Source organism: Iodobacter ciconiae (assembly GCF_003952345.1).
Classification (GTDB): Bacteria; Pseudomonadota; Gammaproteobacteria; order Burkholderiales; family Chitinibacteraceae; genus Iodobacter; species Iodobacter ciconiae.
On sequence record NZ_CP034433.1, the window covers coordinates 2,457,014 to 2,474,649 of the forward strand.

General features: G+C 45.9%; 13 protein-coding genes. 3 read left to right on the top strand and 10 right to left on the bottom strand.

What is annotated here, in order from left to right:
- Positions 1 to 21 precede the first annotated feature (21 nt).
- The 3 genes from EJO50_RS10655 to ppc all read right to left on the bottom strand — a co-directional run bounded on the left by EJO50_RS10655 (position 22) and on the right by ppc (position 6,083).
- Positions 22 to 1,809: a glycosyl hydrolase family 18 protein gene (locus EJO50_RS10655; RefSeq protein WP_233702050.1), complete on the bottom strand. Its 1,788-nt coding sequence runs from the start codon at positions 1,807 to 1,809 to the stop codon at positions 22 to 24.
- 825 nt (positions 1,810 to 2,634) lie between these two features.
- The gene (locus EJO50_RS10660; RefSeq protein ID WP_125974028.1) at positions 2,635 to 3,129 is read right to left on the bottom strand and encodes a hypothetical protein; all 495 of its coding nucleotides are present in this window, start codon (positions 3,127 to 3,129) and stop codon (positions 2,635 to 2,637) included.
- Between the two features lie 194 nt (positions 3,130 to 3,323).
- Complete coding sequence (ppc, locus tag EJO50_RS10665) at positions 3,324 to 6,083, bottom strand: phosphoenolpyruvate carboxylase (protein ID WP_125974030.1); 2,760 nt, start codon at positions 6,081 to 6,083, stop codon at positions 3,324 to 3,326.
- Between the two features lie 430 nt (positions 6,084 to 6,513).
- On the opposite strand from ppc, the gene EJO50_RS10670 reads away from it, so the two are divergent.
- Entirely contained in the window at positions 6,514 to 7,356 is an 843-nt protein-coding gene (locus tag EJO50_RS10670) for a PhzF family phenazine biosynthesis protein (protein ID WP_125974032.1), read from the top strand.
- 211 nt (positions 7,357 to 7,567) lie between these two features.
- Here the strand turns inward: EJO50_RS10670 and ubiB are convergent, their stop codons facing one another.
- From ubiB to EJO50_RS10690, 4 genes are all read right to left on the bottom strand, one after another.
- Complete coding sequence (ubiB, locus tag EJO50_RS10675) at positions 7,568 to 9,082, bottom strand: ubiquinone biosynthesis regulatory protein kinase UbiB (RefSeq protein WP_125974034.1); 1,515 nt, start codon at positions 9,080 to 9,082, stop codon at positions 7,568 to 7,570.
- A gap of 362 nt (positions 9,083 to 9,444) precedes the next feature.
- Entirely contained in the window at positions 9,445 to 10,008 is a 564-nt protein-coding gene (locus EJO50_RS10680) for a ubiquinone biosynthesis accessory factor UbiJ (protein WP_125974036.1), read from the bottom strand.
- Complete coding sequence (ubiE, locus tag EJO50_RS10685; protein WP_125974038.1) at positions 10,008 to 10,745, bottom strand: bifunctional demethylmenaquinone methyltransferase/2-methoxy-6-polyprenyl-1,4-benzoquinol methylase UbiE; 738 nt, start codon at positions 10,743 to 10,745, stop codon at positions 10,008 to 10,010. Before ubiE ends, EJO50_RS10680 begins: the two co-directional genes overlap by 1 nt.
- Before the next feature lie 337 nt (positions 10,746 to 11,082).
- Complete coding sequence (locus EJO50_RS10690) at positions 11,083 to 11,457, bottom strand: gamma-butyrobetaine hydroxylase family protein (protein ID WP_125974040.1); 375 nt, start codon at positions 11,455 to 11,457, stop codon at positions 11,083 to 11,085.
- 214 nt (positions 11,458 to 11,671) lie between these two features.
- Between EJO50_RS10690 and phoB the strand changes: the two genes are divergently transcribed.
- Both phoB and phoR read left to right on the top strand, forming a co-directional pair.
- Entirely contained in the window at positions 11,672 to 12,364 is a 693-nt protein-coding gene (phoB, locus tag EJO50_RS10695) for a phosphate regulon transcriptional regulator PhoB (RefSeq protein WP_125974042.1), read from the top strand.
- Between the two features lie 278 nt (positions 12,365 to 12,642).
- Entirely contained in the window at positions 12,643 to 13,932 is a 1,290-nt protein-coding gene (gene phoR / locus EJO50_RS10700) for a phosphate regulon sensor histidine kinase PhoR (protein WP_125974044.1), read from the top strand.
- Between the two features lie 373 nt (positions 13,933 to 14,305).
- On the opposite strand, the gene EJO50_RS10705 is transcribed toward phoR, so the two are convergent.
- Genes EJO50_RS10705 through EJO50_RS10715 form a run of 3 tightly spaced genes read right to left on the bottom strand, consistent with a single transcriptional unit; the run spans position 14,306 to position 17,628 of the window.
- The gene (locus EJO50_RS10705) at positions 14,306 to 14,920 is read right to left on the bottom strand and encodes a hypothetical protein (protein WP_125974046.1); all 615 of its coding nucleotides are present in this window, start codon (positions 14,918 to 14,920) and stop codon (positions 14,306 to 14,308) included.
- Positions 14,921 to 14,968: 48 nt separating this feature from the next.
- Complete coding sequence (locus EJO50_RS10710) at positions 14,969 to 15,454, bottom strand: hypothetical protein (RefSeq protein WP_164521490.1); 486 nt, start codon at positions 15,452 to 15,454, stop codon at positions 14,969 to 14,971.
- Positions 15,451 to 17,628: a M23 family metallopeptidase gene (locus EJO50_RS10715; protein WP_125974050.1), complete on the bottom strand. Its 2,178-nt coding sequence runs from the start codon at positions 17,626 to 17,628 to the stop codon at positions 15,451 to 15,453. Before EJO50_RS10715 ends, EJO50_RS10710 begins: the two co-directional genes overlap by 4 nt.
- Positions 17,629 to 17,636 lie beyond the last annotated feature (8 nt).

Below are 17,636 nucleotides of genomic sequence, written 5' to 3' on the forward strand. Positions count from 1 at the left end.
CTTAAACTAACTCAATTAATCTTACTGACGAACTTTGCTCATCGCATTCATCAAAGTACCGATACTATCGTCACCATCCAGCGACCAGCTGAACGTACCACCCAGGCCATTAGCTTTTACAAAATCAAGCTTGGTCTGAATAACATCCGTTGTATCGTAAGACCAGAATGTATTGCCATCATATTTCCAGGATTGCTTGGTAATAGGGTGAACAAATACCGAACCGGCTGCATTTTTCAGAATGCGATAATCTTCAATGCCCGACTCATATGTGCCCTTGGCCGGACCTGTAGCTGATTGATACAGACCATTGTTGATATTGGGCACACCTGTCCAGCCACGACCGTAAAAAGGGATCCCCAAAACGATCTTACTGGCTGGCGCGCCCGCGGCAATCAGGTTTTTCACTGCGCTTTCAATATTATATTGTGCGGCAAGCCCTGGTTTACCGGTCTTAGGATCAAGATAACGCGGGCTGGCAGGATCGTTATAAAGATGTGACTGGAAGTCTGTCGGCCCCTTGGCATCCCATCCACCATTAAAGTCGTATGACATCAGATTGATCCAGTCCAGATACTTGGAGTACTCACCAGGCTCAGTCATGGCAATTTTTTCTGCTCCCGCACCAATGGCAACGGTCAGGCCATATTTCTTACCCGTTGTTTCAGTCAGCGCATCCAGCTGAGCACGGAACTCTTTCAGCAGCAAAGTATTATTTTGCTTATCCGCATCAGACACCGTGTTCGTACCTATCCCCTGAACGCCCGGGTATTCCCAATCAATATCAATCCCGTCAAACACCCCTGCTGCAGTGCCTTTACCACCGGCATTAGAACCGGCATCGTAGGGAATATTGCCCTTAATATAAAGATCGATACAACTGGAAACCAGCTGCTTGCGACTTGCATCGGTAGCGGATGCATTAGAGAACCACTTAGACCAGGTCCAGCCCCCTAGCGAGATAAACACTTTTAAATCAGGATTTTTAACTTTCAGTTTTTTAAGCTGGTTAAAGTTGCCTTTTAAGCCACCTTTGCCATCTTCACCCCAAACATCGCCTACGCCATCGACCGAATCACTTGCGCCGAAACCTTTCTGGAAGTCAGCCCAGCCATCGCCACCGTCTTGTGTACCATTTTCTGCCTTGGTAACAATGCCACATTCGTAGCCACCATTTTTGGCATAGATATTACCAAAGGCATAATTCAGGAAAGTCATCTTGGCAGCCGAGCCACTGCTCTGAACATGCTTCACCAGATAACCACGGTCATAAATACCCCACTGTGCAAAGTAAGAACCCACTTGCATGCTGCCTGTTGGTGTTGGTGTTGGTGTTGGCGTTGGCGTTGGCGTTGGCGTTGGCGTTGGCGTCGAACCAGAGCAGGCACCTAAATCAAGCCAGGGCTTACCCGAGCCGACATTGGTCAATGGATCATCCCCCTGTGTCCACCACTGTGCTTTGTAATTGCGACCTTGATGTGTAACAGACTGACCAGCTGAATAAGCGCTTGTGGCGCTCCATATTGCATAGCAAACAGAAGGTGTAGGAGCAGGGGTTGGGACCGGACTGGAGGACGGTGTTGGCGCAGGAACAGGTGTTGATGCACCAGCTTGTAAAACCCAGGGACCCCACTGATCAGCCCCCGGTACATTGCCCTGAGTCCACCACTGGGCTTTCCAGTCTTTTCCGGCATAGCTCACAAGCTGCCCACCGGTATAAATCGTTGCAGCATCCCAGGCAGGTGCTGCAAAAGCTTGCATTGCAATAAATACAGCAGGAATTGCTGCTAAACGGCTGAAATTCGACATAAAGGGAGTCTCCATCCTCTTTAGACTGATTGGCGTTATTCACGCATCTCAACTGGTATTAGCGGCCTCCTACAGGCGTCAATTCTATGAAAGCTTACCTGTATTAAAAGCCACATCAAGCCGCTTCTCTTTGTAATCGGTCTTGATAGGCTTCATTACTAACCATTCTATTTTTCTTGTCAAGCTCTCAATTTTAAATAAAAAAACAACAAGCTAGCTTTTATTCCAAACCATTAGCTTCCACTACAAATTCACACCCCTTTATTATTTGTGCGACGCAGCATTTTAAATAAAAAATACTTTTTTAAACTTAATTTACGCGGGTTATAAAATATTGCATTGCAGCACATTTACTTATTTATGTAATTTCTATATTTTTATTGGTGTAGTTTTTAAGCTTAAATTACATAAATTTCCAAGTAAAAACCTGTGTATTTAGTAAAAAAGCATACGTTAAACTACTTATATTCAATTCAGTCTTTCATGAAAAATACAATAAATGTAAGATAATAAAATTAAATACAGAGAGAAAATCACCAGGTAGCAGTTCCGTCTATTTTCAAAAAAATGGTATTAACAAAAATAATATATTAATTCAAAACCACGCCAAAATAAGTATTTATAACCTCTTAAAAATAATTAAGACAGATATTTGAAAGAAAAAATATACAATCGTAAACATTTTTCATCTTTCTAAAACATATCAAATCCATGGTCCCCATCTGCCACATCCATTCTTGACTTGGCGGAAAAATACCGGCTTCCCACCTGTACAGAAAAATCAGCAAATCTTAAAAATAGCAACGCTAAACTAACCTTGCCGCATCAGGGGCGGTTACCCAAATTCCAGCGTGCGCAATACCATTTGGTTTGATCATTAGGCAGGCCAACCAGCACGCTGCCAAATTTAGAAAGATAACGTGGATAGTTGCCAGCCAGAGGAACAAAAGTAAACCCCATGCTCGCTTCAATTTTCTTACGCACGGTTTCGATTTGAGCAGGGATCAACGCCCCCACCATTAGGGCACCTGAGCTAGGTAAGCTGACAAACACTTCACTAACCGTGTTATCCCCCAATTTGGCATTTTGCGCGGCAAACCATTCAGCCTCACCCCATATACGCAAAGGCTCGTCTAAATACTGACGGAAATAACTGCGCCACCAGTCATTCGACCACTCGCTGCGACAAGATAAAGCAGCCTCCATTTTGTCGCCAAAATGCGTCGGCAATTGTCCCGCAGTGGCGGCAGGCAGAGCCATACCCAGCAACAGGGCAAGCAAAAAACAAGGGGAAGTAGTTGGTTTCAATGTGGGCGGCATCCGAAAGACTCAATAATGGACAAATGAATGGCAATTACGCAGGTGCGCACCAAAAACCCAAATCTTAAATCATATCTTTTAGAAACTGATTTTAGTCTGACAAAGTAGCACAGGCGAAATACGGAGGCAAAAAAACCGGGGAGCGTATGAACACGTTTACCCCGGCTTGCTTGCTACTTTTAAACCAACCGCACTTAACCGCTATTGCGCAAGCCTGCGGCAATGCCGTTAATGGTCAAATGCACCGCGTGCTGAACATCTTCATTCGCCTCGCCACTACGCAGGCGTTTTAAAAGCTCGACTTGCAAGTGATTTAGTGGATCAAGATAAGGCAGACGATTTTCCAGACTACGCGCCAGCATCGGATTATCAGCTAATAGCTCACCATGCTTGGAAATAGCTTGCACCGCATCTACAGTACGCTGCCATTCTGCTTTAATTCGCGAAAAGATACGCTGTGCCAGTTCCTGATCCTGCACCAGCTCGGAGTAGCGCGCGGCAATTGCAATATCCGATTTAGCCAGCACCATGTCCATATTAGAAATTGTGGAGTTAAAAAATGGCCAGTCATGGTAAAGCTGCTGTAAGAGCGCCAAACCTTCATCGCCTGATTCTTTAAGATACTCGCTGATTGCAGTGCCAAAGCCATACCAGCCAGGCAACATTAAGCGGCACTGGCTCCAGGAAAATACCCAGGGAATCGCACGTAAATCGCCGATGCTATTAGTGCTCTTACGCGCTGCCGGACGAGAGCCGATATTCAGGCTGGGAATCTCATTAATGGGTGTAGCTTCACGGAAATAGGTAATAAAGTCAGGCGTTGCATACACCAGATCACGGTAAGCCTGATAGGCGCTTAAGCTGAGTTTTTCCATCAGCTGACGGCGCTCCATCACATCATTTAATGGCGGGGACGCTTCCGGAAAGCTGGCCTCAAGTGTAGCTGCAATCAGGATTTCCAGATTACGACGGCCCACTTCACGATCTGCATACTTGGCCGTAATCACTTCGCCCTGCTCGGTAATCCGGATCTGGCCGTTCACCGAGCCTGCAGGCTGCGCCAAAATGGCATCATGTGCCGGACCACCACCGCGGCCCACAGTGCCGCCGCGGCCATGAAAGAGGCGCATCTTAAAATTGGCCGCTCGAAAGACTTCAACCAGGGTGAGCTCTGCTTTGTAAAGCTCCCAGTTTGATGTCAGATAACCACCATCTTTATTCGAGTCCGAATACCCCAGCATCACTTCCTGCACATTATCCCGGCAGCCCAGCAGGCTGCACCACTGCGAAATTGCAAACAGCTCGGTCATAATTTTGCCGGCACTGCGTAAATCCGGAATCGTTTCAAATAGCGGAATAATGTTAATTTTACAAGACAGCTTAGGAGCCAGCTGCACCAGGCCAACTTCCTTCATCAGCACGGCCACTTCCAGCATGTCCGAGACTGAATCACAGTTAGAAATAATATAATTTGGCAGAACCGATTCGCCATAGCGTGCTTGCACCTCGCTTGCGGCCCGGTAGATATCCAGCTCTTTTTGCACATCTTCGCTGTACTCTACATAGGCCGAAGTTAAAGGCCGGGCACTGGATAACTCCCGCAGTAAAACCGCACGGCGGGATGCTTCATCCAGACGCATGTACTCTTCCAGACCCGCATGGGTAAACAGCTCAGAAATTACTTTTTCGTGCATGCCGGAATACTGGCGCATGTCCAGCGGCGCCAGATAAAATCCAAACACTGATACTGCGCGCTGCAAACGACGCAAACGGCCATTGGCCAGCAAAGCGGCACCATGCGCTTTGAGCGATGCGGCAATCACAGCCAGATCACCAAGTAATTCCTGCGTATTAGCGTATTCAGCCGCATTGGCCACATCATGCAGCTGATGATGAAAAGTGCCAATTTTAACTGCAGTTGCAAAAATACGTGCGCGCACGACAGAAACGGCCAAACGATACGGCTCTTCCGATTTACGATCCTGCTCATCGGTTGCCCAATGGGCCAGAGCCTGCAAAGCTGGGTCTACATCCACAATCCGGGTAGACATAGACAATTCGTTTTCTAACTTCATGCACTGCTGATAGTAGTAATCCAGGGCAATACCAGACTGACGCGATACTGCGTAACGTAATACATCGCCCGTAACAAAAGGATTACCATCACGATCACCGCCAATCCAGCTACCCACCTGAATAAAATTGGGCAGACTAACGCTTTGCTCACAAAGCTCGGCAAGTTTGTCTTCCAAATCCAGATAAAGACGCGGGAGTTCGTGTAAGAAGGTATTGCGGAAATACGCTGCACCATTTTCAATCTCATCCTGTACTGTGAGTTTGAAAGTGCGGATTTCGCGGGTTTGCCATAGCGCCAGTAAAACGCGCTCCAGAGCGGCTTTATTATCCAGCAGCTCCTCGGGTGTCATCGCATAACGATCACGCTCGGCCAAAAGCTCTGCCACGGCGCGGTGGGAATCCAGAATTGTTTTACGCTTCACTTCGGTTGGGTGTGCAGTAAGCACGGGGGCAATTAAACTTTCACCTAGCATTGCAATAATTTCAGTCGCCTTGACGCCCCTGCCTGTTAAGGTATGGACCGTCGCAGCAATGCTGCCGCGCTGAGGGCCGGAGCCCGCAATTTTATGCGCCCGGCGGCGACGATTATGGTGTAAATCTTCAGCAATATTGGAAAGGTGCGAAAAATAACCAAAGCCACGCACCAAGGCAACGGTGGTGGCCGGATCCAGACCAGATAAAGACTTGGCAAGCATTTTACCCGCATCCGGATTACTCTCTTGCACGTAAGACAGGGCGAGCTCACGAATGGACTCTATCTGCTCGGCAGTAGCAACCCCCGCTTGTTCGCGAATAGTTGCAGCGAGTAGTTCAGCGAGTAATTCAAGATCCCGTTTAAGGGGCAGATCTTTATCAGCAATCGTTTCGAGTACGGGCATTAGCAATCCAGTTCGTGATTGAATCGGGCAAACGGCTTTATTCTAACAAGAACCTGCGGTTTTCACTGATAGATTATTACAAAAAAATATGTATTAAAAATAGCCAGACTACATTACGAACAGATCTCAAATAGATATTTGATCTATAAGGAAATCTTCAGATCAACACACTCCCAACAAGAAAAAAGTGTGGTTTTTAGTACCTCATTTGCTACAAACAAAACAAGCCGCACTCGATGAATAAAATACTAAAAATCAAGTCATTCGTTAAATGTAAATTTTACAGATACAAATCACCACATCTAATAAAAAAAAGGACATGGTAAGTTTAAAAAAATAAAACAGAAAGATTAAATGGCATAATCATGTAATCAAAAATCCCTAATATTTATATTTGCAAATACCACTGCACTCACTTCAGGCTACTGCTATGACGTCCTATTCCTTCCACCTGATCAATGCCTTTGCCGAACGACGTTTAAGTGGAAACCCCATTGTCGTGTTTACTTGCGAAGAAATGCCTGACGAGCCAACACGGCAAGCGCTTGCATTTCAAATGGGCGTTGCTGAAACCGCTTTTATTGCGGCACATGACACGCATATTCATGTGCATTCAACCCAATACACCCTGCCCTTTTCGGTGCAGGCCATGCTGGCCACGGCAGAGGCCTCTCACCCTGATGAAATAGGCTTGGCAGCACAGGCATTTAAAACAAGCCAGGGGCAGACCTGGCTGTTACGCCAAGCAGATCGCTGGTGGAGCCAGCTGGCGACTGCGCACACCCGTCCAGCCCGGCATAATAATTTGGAAATGGCCTCTGCCCTTGGTATTGCAGCAACAGATATCATCGGCACGCCCTTATTTGTTGATTGCGGATTAGAGCAGCTGATTGTTCAGGTGAGATCACAACAATCTGTTTTACAAGCCAATCCGCAGGTCAACTCGCTGTCAAAACTGGCTGAATCCAGCAAAAATCTGCCCCAGGCAGCAGTCTGGTCAAATGATGGCGACCACATCACCCTCAGATTTTTTTCCTGCGATGCATTTCAAGTTTATGAGGATTTTGGCGCAGGCACCGGGGCTGCAAATATTGCTGGCTGGATGATGGCATCGGGGCAAAGTGCGCCGTTTAGCCTGAGGATTGAGCAGGGGCTGACCATCCAGCGCTTAGTCAGCCGCTTAAGTGTGATTCATGTAGAAGTTGATGCGCAGCGCAATATCCGGGTGGGTGGCAATGTGCGCCGTGTGGGCGGAGGAGTAATCGAACTTTAATCGAACCAAAAATGCAGCAGACTATAAGGCGGAAATCACCTTTTAACACTTTCGGCAAACAGATTCAGAATCAATGACTTCTGCATAATTTAATCACACCAAGCTCCTTTATGGATTGACCCGCCAGCAGGCTAAATGGGCAGGGGATACTTTTCCAAAGCCCCCTTCCCTGAAGCCCTGTGCTTCAAGCTTTGAAACCACCATATACAGCCTACTTAAACCACCAGGTTAGCAACAATCCCGCCAGTAGTGCGGCAATCACCGCCAGCCACCAGTTGCGTTTTTTCTGCTCCCACATCAGCCCGCTATAGCCCGCCATCAATAGCTCGGCATGGTTTTGATCAAGCAACTCGCCCAATTTACGTGGCAGCACCGGCAAGAGCGCGGCCCATTGTGGCGCTTCTTTTTTTAAATTACGCAGCATGCCACGCCAGCCAATTTGCTCTTTCATCCAGCGCTCTAAAAACGGCATCGCGGTTTGCCAGAGATCTAAATCCGGATCAAGTTGCCGCCCCAGCCCCTCGATGTTCAGCAGCGTTTTTTGCAATAACACCAGCTGCGGCTGGATTTCGACATTAAAGCGCCTTGAGGTTTCAAACAGGCCCAGCAATACCTGGCCAAAGGAAATCTGCGAGAGCGGCTTATTAAATATCGGCTCGCAAACGGTACGCACAGCGGCTTCCAGCTCCTCCACCCGCGTGTTTTTAGGCACCCAGCCCGATTCAATATGAGCCGTGGCTACCCGGTGATAATCACGGTTGAAAAAGGCTAAAAAGTTGATCGCCAGATATTGTTTATCGCTATCTGACAGCGTGCCGACAATACCAAAATCTAAGGCAATATAACGATTATCTGCCGCCACCAGAATATTGCCCGGGTGCATATCAGCATGGAAAAACCCATCTCTGAATACCTGGGTAAAAAAGATTTCCACCCCAAAACGGGAAAGCTTTTTTAAATCCATCCCCGCCGCCAGCAGCTCATCAATCCGCCCGACCGGAATGCCATCCATCCACTCCATTACAAACACATCGCGCGCACAAAAATCGTAAAAGACCTCGGGCACAAGCAACTGGGGAGAATTCAAAAAATTGCGCCGCAGCTGGCTGGCATTCGCCGCTTCGTGCATCAGATTAAGCTCGTCGTGCAGATAGCGGTCAAACTCGGCCACGACCTCTCTGGGGCGCAAGCGCTTGCCATCGGCGGATAGTTTTTCCAGCAACACGGCCATGATACGCATCAGCGCCAGATCAGATTCAATCACCGGCAAAATATCTGGGCGTAAGACTTTTACCGCCACCAGCTGGCCATTATGTAAGCGTGCTTTATGCACCTGCGCCACCGAGGCACTGGCGACAGGCGTTTGCTCAAACTCGGTAAACAGCACATCCAGCTTGCGGCCTAGGCCCGCCTCAATCACCGCTACTGCCGTAGCCGCTGCAAAAGGCGGCACATCATCTTGCAACTTCGCCAGCTCATCAGCTAAATCCAGCGGCATCAAATCACGCCGGGTAGACAAGACCTGACCAAACTTAACAAAGATCGGCCCAAGCTCTTGCAATGCCAGCCGCAAACGCTCTGCCCGTGGCGCACTAAGATCACGGCCGGAAAGCAGGGCTTGGATCAGCTTACCCAGGCCGCGCACACGCGCATGACCAAGTAAAAACTCATCCAGACCATAGCCAAAAACCACACGGACAATTTTAATTAAACGAGAAAGACGCATTGGTTCAACTTAAGATTTTAGTGCCGTCGGCACATTGATTTTGGTGCGATAGCCACCCCGGTGCCTTCTCTTGCTTCGCCAAGAAACGAAGCCACGCGGCAACCACCTAGGCACGAAGCCCCCTCATCTATGGACAGCAGCGACTGCAGAACTCGCTTCGCTCGAACAGGCATCAAAGAAGCACCGCCCGCTTGCTCCTCGTGTCGCGGCTTCAAGGGGGCAAGTCCTATGCAACGAACCGAGACGCAAGCACCGGGAACTGAGGAACTGAGCTTAAAAAATATAAGACTGAATGAAAAAACTGTTTTTCTCCATTAAACTCAGCATCCTCCGTGCCCTCAGTGGTTAAAGACGTGGGTTTATTAAATATTTTTTTCACAGAACTGCAGCCGCTTTTCCAGCCTTGCCAGCGCATCACGCAGTTCATCCACATCATTACAAAACTGATTTACATCGCGCTTATGCGCTAAAAGCGGGGCTTCGTCTCGCCAGTATTCAGCTAAATTCAATACCAGTCTTGAGCCTATTGCACCAGGGACACCGCCTACTTTGCCAGCGATACTCACCAGCCTTTGCGTGGCCACATCACCGATCAGTTTGGATAATTCTTCAGCCGCATCCCAGCGCAACCCGCTCAGCACGTGGCCAATACGGCTACCCAGCTCACCATCGCCACTGAGGCGCACATGGCGGGCAGCAGCGGTTTTGTCCTGCATACGCCGGGTAAAAAAGCTCGGTGGCAAATCAAGCGTCGCTTCTGCTTCTTCGGCAAGACTTTCTGCCAGGCAGCCATCAGGCATCAGTACCAGCGTTGCACTGACCAAAGGCAGGGAAATTTTGATAGTGCGGCCAGCAAATTGCGCGAGTTCAGCCTTTGCTGCCGCATCCTGCGCCAACAGGCGGTTAAGTACAGCGGCCAGCAACATTAGATTTTTGTCCCTTTATGCAAAGCCACCACACCGCCAGTCATATTATGAAAATCAACACGGCCAAAGCCTGCGTCTTTCATCATTTGCTTGAGTGTTTCCTGATCCGGGTGCATGCGGATTGATTCCGCCAGATACTGATAAGAATCGGCATCATTTGCCACCAGCTTGCCCATAAACGGCAGCAATTTAAATGAATAAATATCGTAAGCAGGTTTAAGCGGTGCCCATACTTTAGAAAATTCCAATACCAGTAAACGCCCGCCGGGTTTTAATACGCGATGCATTTCTGCCAGTGCAGCATCTTTATGCGTCATATTGCGCAGACCAAACGCCACCGATACACAGTCAAAATAATTATCCGGAAACGGCAGCTTCTCGGCATCGCACTGCGCTACCGGCAAGGCATAGCCCTGATCCAGCAAGCGATCACGCCCCACACCCAGCATTGAGCTATTGATATCAGTCAGCCAAACCTGGCCTGTTTTGCCTACTTTTTTAGCAAAGGCTTTGGATAAGTCGCCCGTGCCACCGGCAATATCCAGCACCCTGTCACCCGCTTTCACCCCGCTGGTTTCAATAGTGAAAAATTTCCAGATGCGGTGTAATCCACCAGACATTAAGTCATTCATCACATCGTATTTTTTAGCTACGGAATGAAAAACCTCAGCGACTTTTTGCGCCTTTTCGGATTCATTCACCGTTTTAAAACCAAAATGGGTACTTGGATCACTCATTATTTATCTCTCATCAGATGGCTTTACATCCGCCATTGCACATAAATCACTTTAAATTTCAAACCAAAATCTTAAAACACGGAGAACACAGAAAAACACGGAGTTTCACGGAGAAAACCTTCTTCAGTGTCTGACGCAAAATAACTTCCCGAAAAGACGCGCCATCACCCCTGAGTGTTTGTTATCAAAGATCCGGTAGCACCACTGGATCTCCGCCTGCGCGGGAATGACAAGGGAAGTTCAATGCGAGCCATGTCCTTCTTATTTTGCTACGTGTAGCTCCGTGTCCTCTTTTTCTTCGTGGTTTAAGATTTGGGTTTTATATGTTTGCACTAAGCTACCCGGCTCTTGAAGCTCCGGCCTGTGCAAGCTTATCCAGATAATTCTGCCAGTTTACCGCCTGATTACACCCCAGCTCATAAAGGTGATCCCAGGAGTACAACCCGGAATCATGGCCATCATCAAATACCAGTTTCACGGCATAATTGCCTACCGGTACAATATCAGCGATATTGACGCCTTCCTTACCCACTTGCAGCGTACCAGGGCCAGCACCATGCCCGCGAACTTCGGCAGAAGGGCTATATACTCGCAGATACTCACAGGGCAATACAAAACAGCTCCCCTCATCAAAATGAATCTCCAGCTGTTTTGAGGCCTGATGAAGTTTTATCTCAACAGGCAAAGGTGTTGTTTTTGATAATCCGGACATGGGCAGAAAAACTCTTTGACGTAGCCCTGCATAATAACCCGCTTCGGGCCTTTGCTAACAGCAGCTTGCAGCAGGACCCACTGCCACTTCGTATAAAAAAGACGGCACAGATAATAAAAATAAGACCACTTTCACCAGACTTGTCATATTAAATACACATTCAGACCTTAATCTTGCAACAAATGTGGAACTTTATTCCGCGAGGTAAATTGTTATGCCCGCCAATATCTTACTTGTTGAAGACGAACCAGCCATTCAGGAGCTGATTGCTTTCAATCTCTCTCAAGCAGGCCATCATGTAATGCGCGCCGACTCTGCAGAAAACGCACAAAACATTGTCAGAAACGCACTGCCCGATTTAATCCTGCTCGATTGGATGCTGCCCGGTATGAGCGGCATCGATTTTGCCAGAAAACTACGCGCTGACGAGCGTACCCGGCAAATCCCCCTGATCATGCTCACCGCCCGCTCGGACGAGCAGGATAAGGTGATCGGCCTTGAAACCGGCGCAGATGATTACATTACCAAGCCTTTTAGCCCACGTGAATTGCAAGCACGCATTAAGGCCGTCCTACGCCGCCGCGCACCGCAAATTACCGATGATACGGTTGAAGTGCAGGGGCTGCGCCTCGACCCTGCCACGCATCGCGTGACCGGCAATAGCGAAACCATCGATTTAGGCCCGACCGAATTTCGCCTGCTGCACTTTTTTATGACCCACCCGGAGCGGGTACATTCCCGAGCACAATTGCTGGATCACGTCTGGGGAGACCATGTATTTGTAGAAGAACGCACCGTTGATGTGCATATCCGGCGCTTGCGCTCTGCTCTGGAATCAAGCAATTTTGACCGATTAATCCAGACGGTTCGTGGCACAGGTTACCGGCTGTCTGCACACAATAATTAAACATACCCCTGGCTTTGCCAGCGTTTATTCACCATTGCACCGGGCCGGAAAATGGCACAGGGTATGCGGCAAAGCTTATGAGGGCGGATATCCAAGACGCGCAACGCCATGGATCAAATATCAGCAGACACTAGCGACAAACAGCATAGTTTGGCAATAATACCCTTACATAAAGCTTTTCAAAGCAATACACGACTCTTTATGAAAAAATGCTGGACGCTTTATAAAGCCTCAATAATTTATGGAAGGCAAGTGTTTTCCTTTGGATATAAGACCGAATGCTCTGGCTACGATCTCTGATTTACTACCTGACAATGGCGATATTTTCTGCGTCCATTGGTGCTATTTTTGGGCTGACCTGTGGCATGGCAACCGCGATAGGCCTTTTATCCTGCTCGGTTCTGTATCACCTGATTAACCTTGGCAAGCTCCACCGCTGGGTAGAGAACTCCCGCGTGGATAATGTTCCTAGCGGCATTTTGCTCTGGCAAGAAGTATTTGACCGGGTTTACAACCAGGTCAGGCTGCAAAGCAAAATTAAAGAACGGCTCACCAATACACTGGATCGCTTTACCAACGCCAGCGAAGCCCTGCCGGACGGCGTGGTGATTCTGGATGAGCACGATAGAATCGAATGGTGCAATCGTTCTGCTGCACAGCATATGGCAATCAACCGTGTAAGCGATGTCTGGCAGGTGATCAGCAATATTGTTCGCCATCCATCCCTGCGCGAATACTTGCGCAGCCAGGATTTTGCCCATCCCCTTGTCCTACGTACTCACCGCCCTCAGGAACAGGTTTTATCCGTACAACTGGTTCCATTTGACTCCAGCCGCAAACTGCTTTTATCTCGTGATATTACCCAGCTGGATCGCGTCCAGACCGTACACCGTGATTTTATCGCCAATGTCTCGCACGAGCTGCGCACCCCGCTAACCGTTGTGGGTGGCTTTATCGAAACCATGATCGATATGCCCGACACCGATGCACGTACCCGGGGACAGCATCTACAGCTCATGTATGATCAAACCCAGCGTATGCAGCGTCTGGTTGACGATTTGCTAACTCTTTCCCGCCTGGAAAGCGGCCAGCAAATGCGCGAAGAAGAAGTTGATGTGCCCCAGCTGATGCGCTTGCTTGCCGCCGAAGCAGAAGGCCTGTCGCAAGGTCGCCACGTTGTAACGATCGGCAAGCTCGATTCGATTCGATTAATTGGCAACCACGACGAGCTGCATTCGGCCTTTGGCAATCTGGTTTCCAACGCCATCCGCTATACGCCTAATGGCGGCGAGATTACTTTATCGTGGAATCTTAGCTTTGAGCATGGCTTATTTAGCGTGAAAGACTCGGGCATCGGCATCTCACCCGAACACGTGCCCCGCCTGACCGAGCGTTTTTACCGCGTAGATCGCGGCCGCTCACGCTCCACCGGTGGCACCGGCCTTGGTTTGGCCATCGTGAAGCACATCATCCAGCGCCATCAGGCCCAGTTACAGGTGCAATCCAAATCAGGCGAAGGCAGCGAATTCTCAGTAAAATTCCCGCCGCAGCGCTTAATTAATAACTGACCATCATTTGAGTAATTAAAACTTTTATATTTAAATTTAGTTTTGCATGAAAAAGACTTACCTTCCTCTGAAAAAGATAAAGAACTTTCCGAAGTTCTGGAAGCTATAATATTTTGAGCGCTCGCATAGTTAAATATGGCCATTAAAGCAAGTAACACGTAAATTTCAATCTTCATGTTAAAAAGACAATAAAATATTTTTTGCTGTACGAGCTAATTTTCACTAACCTTCCTAATTGATATAAGCACATTAATTACATAGATTACAGCCTTTTAAATTACAAACTCAAGGTTGTGGCCTAGCTTAGGTAAAAGATGTGCAACCGCATGATAAAATAAGGCTATATATATTATGAAATGTAATATTTTTTCCCTTAACCCCAATTTGTCTCCATTGTAGAAAACAATAGATTGACTGATTTTATAAAATCAATATCCGTATTGTTTTTTGGATTGTAATTTACAGAATAACGAATACAAGGAGGGTTTCCTGATAAAGAATAGAATGAAAATTCTTTATTGCTCACAGAGTCAGAAATTTTTTTGTCAATGGCATAATAAATTCCTTTCTTATTTTTTTTGAACTCGACATTAAGAGCTTCGACGGGGACTCCATCATCAACTAGGTCTGATGATGTTAAGCTATTTTCATTTATTTTCTTTAAAATCAATTCAGGAATAGAGCTTTTAAGATCAATAAATGCTTCAGATTTTTTCCTGTTATCAGTTCTATTTATTGGAATAACCCTATCGCATGCAGTAAGTTTTGTTTTTTGTTTGGCGGGACTTAGATCTGTCTCCTTACCCCATGCGGGCATATTAACTCTTTGAAGGTTGTTTGAATTCCTTCTTATTGTATTTGAATCAATAGGGCTGGCAACTGACAACCAAACAATGTCGCAATAATTTATTCTTATTACTTCACTGGAAAATGCCTCTTTTGCACTAAAAGCAAACAGAAATAAAAGAATATAATAAAAAATTTTCATGATTTTACATCTAACATAAAATAAACGTTTTTAGGGTGGTTATATTAACTATTCAATATTTTTAAGTCGTTTTTTTAGTAGAATAAAGTTTTTTGATTTTTTACTGTATCCATACTCAAACTCTTGCCATTTAGCATTTGATTCGATTTCAACTGTCCTTATTAAACGGACACCATTGTAAGATTTTTTTAGAATTGAAATTCCACTTAAAGTCACATCTGGATAAAAAACCAGACGATATGTGCACTTATCTTTAAAATAGACTGCTGAGAAGTATTGTCTATATTTATTGATTGGTTCTACAAGTAAGGCTTCAATGTTGCCTTTAGGTGAATTATTAAAATTTGCTGGCGAAACTTGCAACTTACTTTTGAATTTCTCTAAATCACAGTTTTTATTTTCAGCACACACATAATATACAACATCATTATCTAAAAAAAGATCAGAAAAAATGGATTGCCGCATTTGATCTTCTGATGGGCACGCATTAGCAAAAAGAGGAAGAAAAATTAAGAAAATTGATATTTTTGTCATAATGGCCTACGAGCTAATATGTCCACATTAATGGAGTGATTTCCAGTTTCAAAGACACGCTTGACTTGCCCACGAACAACTCGCTGACCTGTCTTTACACTACTTCTTCGCCATGTAAACGTCAATACTTCAAAATCTTGTAAAGGGATGTCCTCTAATAAAATGTATTTAAGGTAGTAAGCAACTTGCAACCTTCCATCCAAACCGTTTAGCTTCTCAATTGAAACATTGCCATTCGTTCCACGAGCAGTTTGTAATGCTACATCTATTGAAAACCCTCTATCAGCTTCAATTAAAATATTCCTTCCAATAGCCGATGCTGATGGGTTTACCCAAAACACTGCAGTATCAATACAATTATGATCATTTTCAGCAATGAGTTGCTCTGGATCCCATCCAAGTGCGCTAAATTGCCCTGTTATTTGTCTTGTAACAAATCCTCTGTAGTTCCCATATGATTGGTAGTTTGATAAGTGAGTTAGTTGTATTAACCCACGCCCGTACCAAGGAGCGTATGAAGCCTGAGAGCCATTGCCCTCAACCATCAATCTCAAGTATCCAGTTTCTTCCCATACATTTGCAAAGAAAAAAACACGACGTATTGTGTTATCTATAGAATATTTTCTTAGGACTATGTTTAGATGCCTCCCCCATCTATTTACTCTTGTTTGAATAGCAGTATTGCTCCCTATATTTTCGGAACGAAATGTTGTTTCTGATAGCTTTTTTACAGTAATAGGTATTGTTTGAATAAGTTCATTAGGACTTAACCATCCGCATTTCCTGAAATGACCAATAAACTCTCTTGGATGAAAGTGCCAATGATCAGCTGTAATTCCTAAATCTGCCTCTGCCCAAAAGCATAAAGCAGTTATTAGCTTTATAAAATTTTCATACTGATCTGTATCTAAAGGTGTTTCCAATAAATCACTTTCCGTTTTTATCCATTCATATCTTGTATTGAGCGTTGCAACTTCCCATTCAGTAGGAAATTTGCAGATTGAACGTGAAAGTCTCTCTTTTACTTTATCCTGCCCCAAAACTTGCACTAACTCTTTGCTGGTATATTTCTTGTCACCATCGCTATCCAGCCATCCTAATAAGGTAGGCGAATTACATTGGCTATCTGGTGTTGCATCATCAGCAATTAAATTCCACCCCATCCAGTGAGGGAAATCTGCGTCACTATATTTTTTAATTGATACGGCATTTAAATTCACCCAGCCTTGCCCGTCTGGATAATTGACTCTTCTCCAATGCGGAGCTGCTCCAGCAGGAATCGCTGTTTCATTATCAATATTAATGACTCGACCAAAACGAAGTAATTCATACATAGCACTCGACGCAATCTCATTACGATTGGCTAGTGTTGTCGCAGCTTTATATAAATTGTATTCATAGTCGGTCTCAATTATTTCATTGCCAATGCAGGTATATTCACCCAAAATTTCTGGATTTTCTTGCCGCGTTGACATTTTACAATTGCCTTTTTCAAAGCGCATTGAGATAAATAGTGGTGTCGTGGAGATATAGGCTGGCGTGCCAGCCCCTGTTTGTGAATTTGCACTAGGCTGTGCCCCATAAAATGTTGCTCCCGCAGGAAGATAAAAGTGCATATCCCCATAAACAACATCCATACGGCCATCTTTACTTAAATCTAAATTCCCTTTCTCACGACCTACTAATTTTTTTAAATTATCGTCATCACAAATTATTTCCATGTGCATGGCATTGTTGCTATTACACTGGCCGACAGAGCCCAATTCAGTTTTACGATATACGGGTTGATTCTTTTGAACAAACACCTGTTTCAGATGCATATAGATGGAGTAATACTCCACTTGCCCCTCAAGGCCTTCTCCAATTTCAGTGCTGTGTTTAATAATGGCACAGCCATCACTACTACCACCATTAATCGCGAGATCAGGCTTTGCATTTTCTCCCGTTAAAGGCGAAGGCTTGCGGGCAAACATCACTTTACCATCTGCAATTGCACGTACAGGCTCGCCCCTTGTTCCCGTATCCGTGTGCTCAATATGTTGGCCACCGTGCCAAGCTAATAAGCTGCTAATTGGATAATTGCCCTTGGATTCAAAAGGCATCAGCCCTTTTAACCAGTCCTCATCGGATTGATTACCCTGAGCTGTTTTAAGTAAAGGAGGACTAATGATCATAGATGTTT

What these genes read in the sequence shown, in the direction of transcription:
- EJO50_RS10655 (WP_233702050.1), bottom strand. Translation starts at nt 1,809, where the DNA reads ATGTCGAATTTCAGCCGTTTAGCAGCAATTCCTGCTGTATTTATTGCA.
- EJO50_RS10660 (WP_125974028.1), bottom strand. Translation starts at nt 3,129, where the DNA reads ATGCCGCCCACATTGAAACCAACTACTTCCCCTTGTTTTTTGCTTGCC.
- ppc (WP_125974030.1), bottom strand. Translation starts at nt 6,083, where the DNA reads ATGCCCGTACTCGAAACGATTGCTGATAAAGATCTGCCCCTTAAACGG.
- EJO50_RS10670 (WP_125974032.1), top strand. Translation starts at nt 6,514, where the DNA reads ATGACGTCCTATTCCTTCCACCTGATCAATGCCTTTGCCGAACGACGT.
- ubiB (WP_125974034.1), bottom strand. Translation starts at nt 9,082, where the DNA reads ATGCGTCTTTCTCGTTTAATTAAAATTGTCCGTGTGGTTTTTGGCTAT.
- EJO50_RS10680 (WP_125974036.1), bottom strand. Translation starts at nt 10,008, where the DNA reads ATGTTGCTGGCCGCTGTACTTAACCGCCTGTTGGCGCAGGATGCGGCA.
- ubiE (WP_125974038.1), bottom strand. Translation starts at nt 10,745, where the DNA reads ATGAGTGATCCAAGTACCCATTTTGGTTTTAAAACGGTGAATGAATCC.
- EJO50_RS10690 (WP_125974040.1), bottom strand. Translation starts at nt 11,457, where the DNA reads ATGTCCGGATTATCAAAAACAACACCTTTGCCTGTTGAGATAAAACTT.
- phoB (WP_125974042.1), top strand. Translation starts at nt 11,672, where the DNA reads ATGCCCGCCAATATCTTACTTGTTGAAGACGAACCAGCCATTCAGGAG.
- phoR (WP_125974044.1), top strand. Translation starts at nt 12,643, where the DNA reads ATGCTCTGGCTACGATCTCTGATTTACTACCTGACAATGGCGATATTT.
- EJO50_RS10705 (WP_125974046.1), bottom strand. Translation starts at nt 14,920, where the DNA reads ATGAAAATTTTTTATTATATTCTTTTATTTCTGTTTGCTTTTAGTGCA.
- EJO50_RS10710 (WP_164521490.1), bottom strand. Translation starts at nt 15,454, where the DNA reads ATGACAAAAATATCAATTTTCTTAATTTTTCTTCCTCTTTTTGCTAAT.
- EJO50_RS10715 (WP_125974050.1), bottom strand. Translation starts at nt 17,628, where the DNA reads ATGATCATTAGTCCTCCTTTACTTAAAACAGCTCAGGGTAATCAATCC.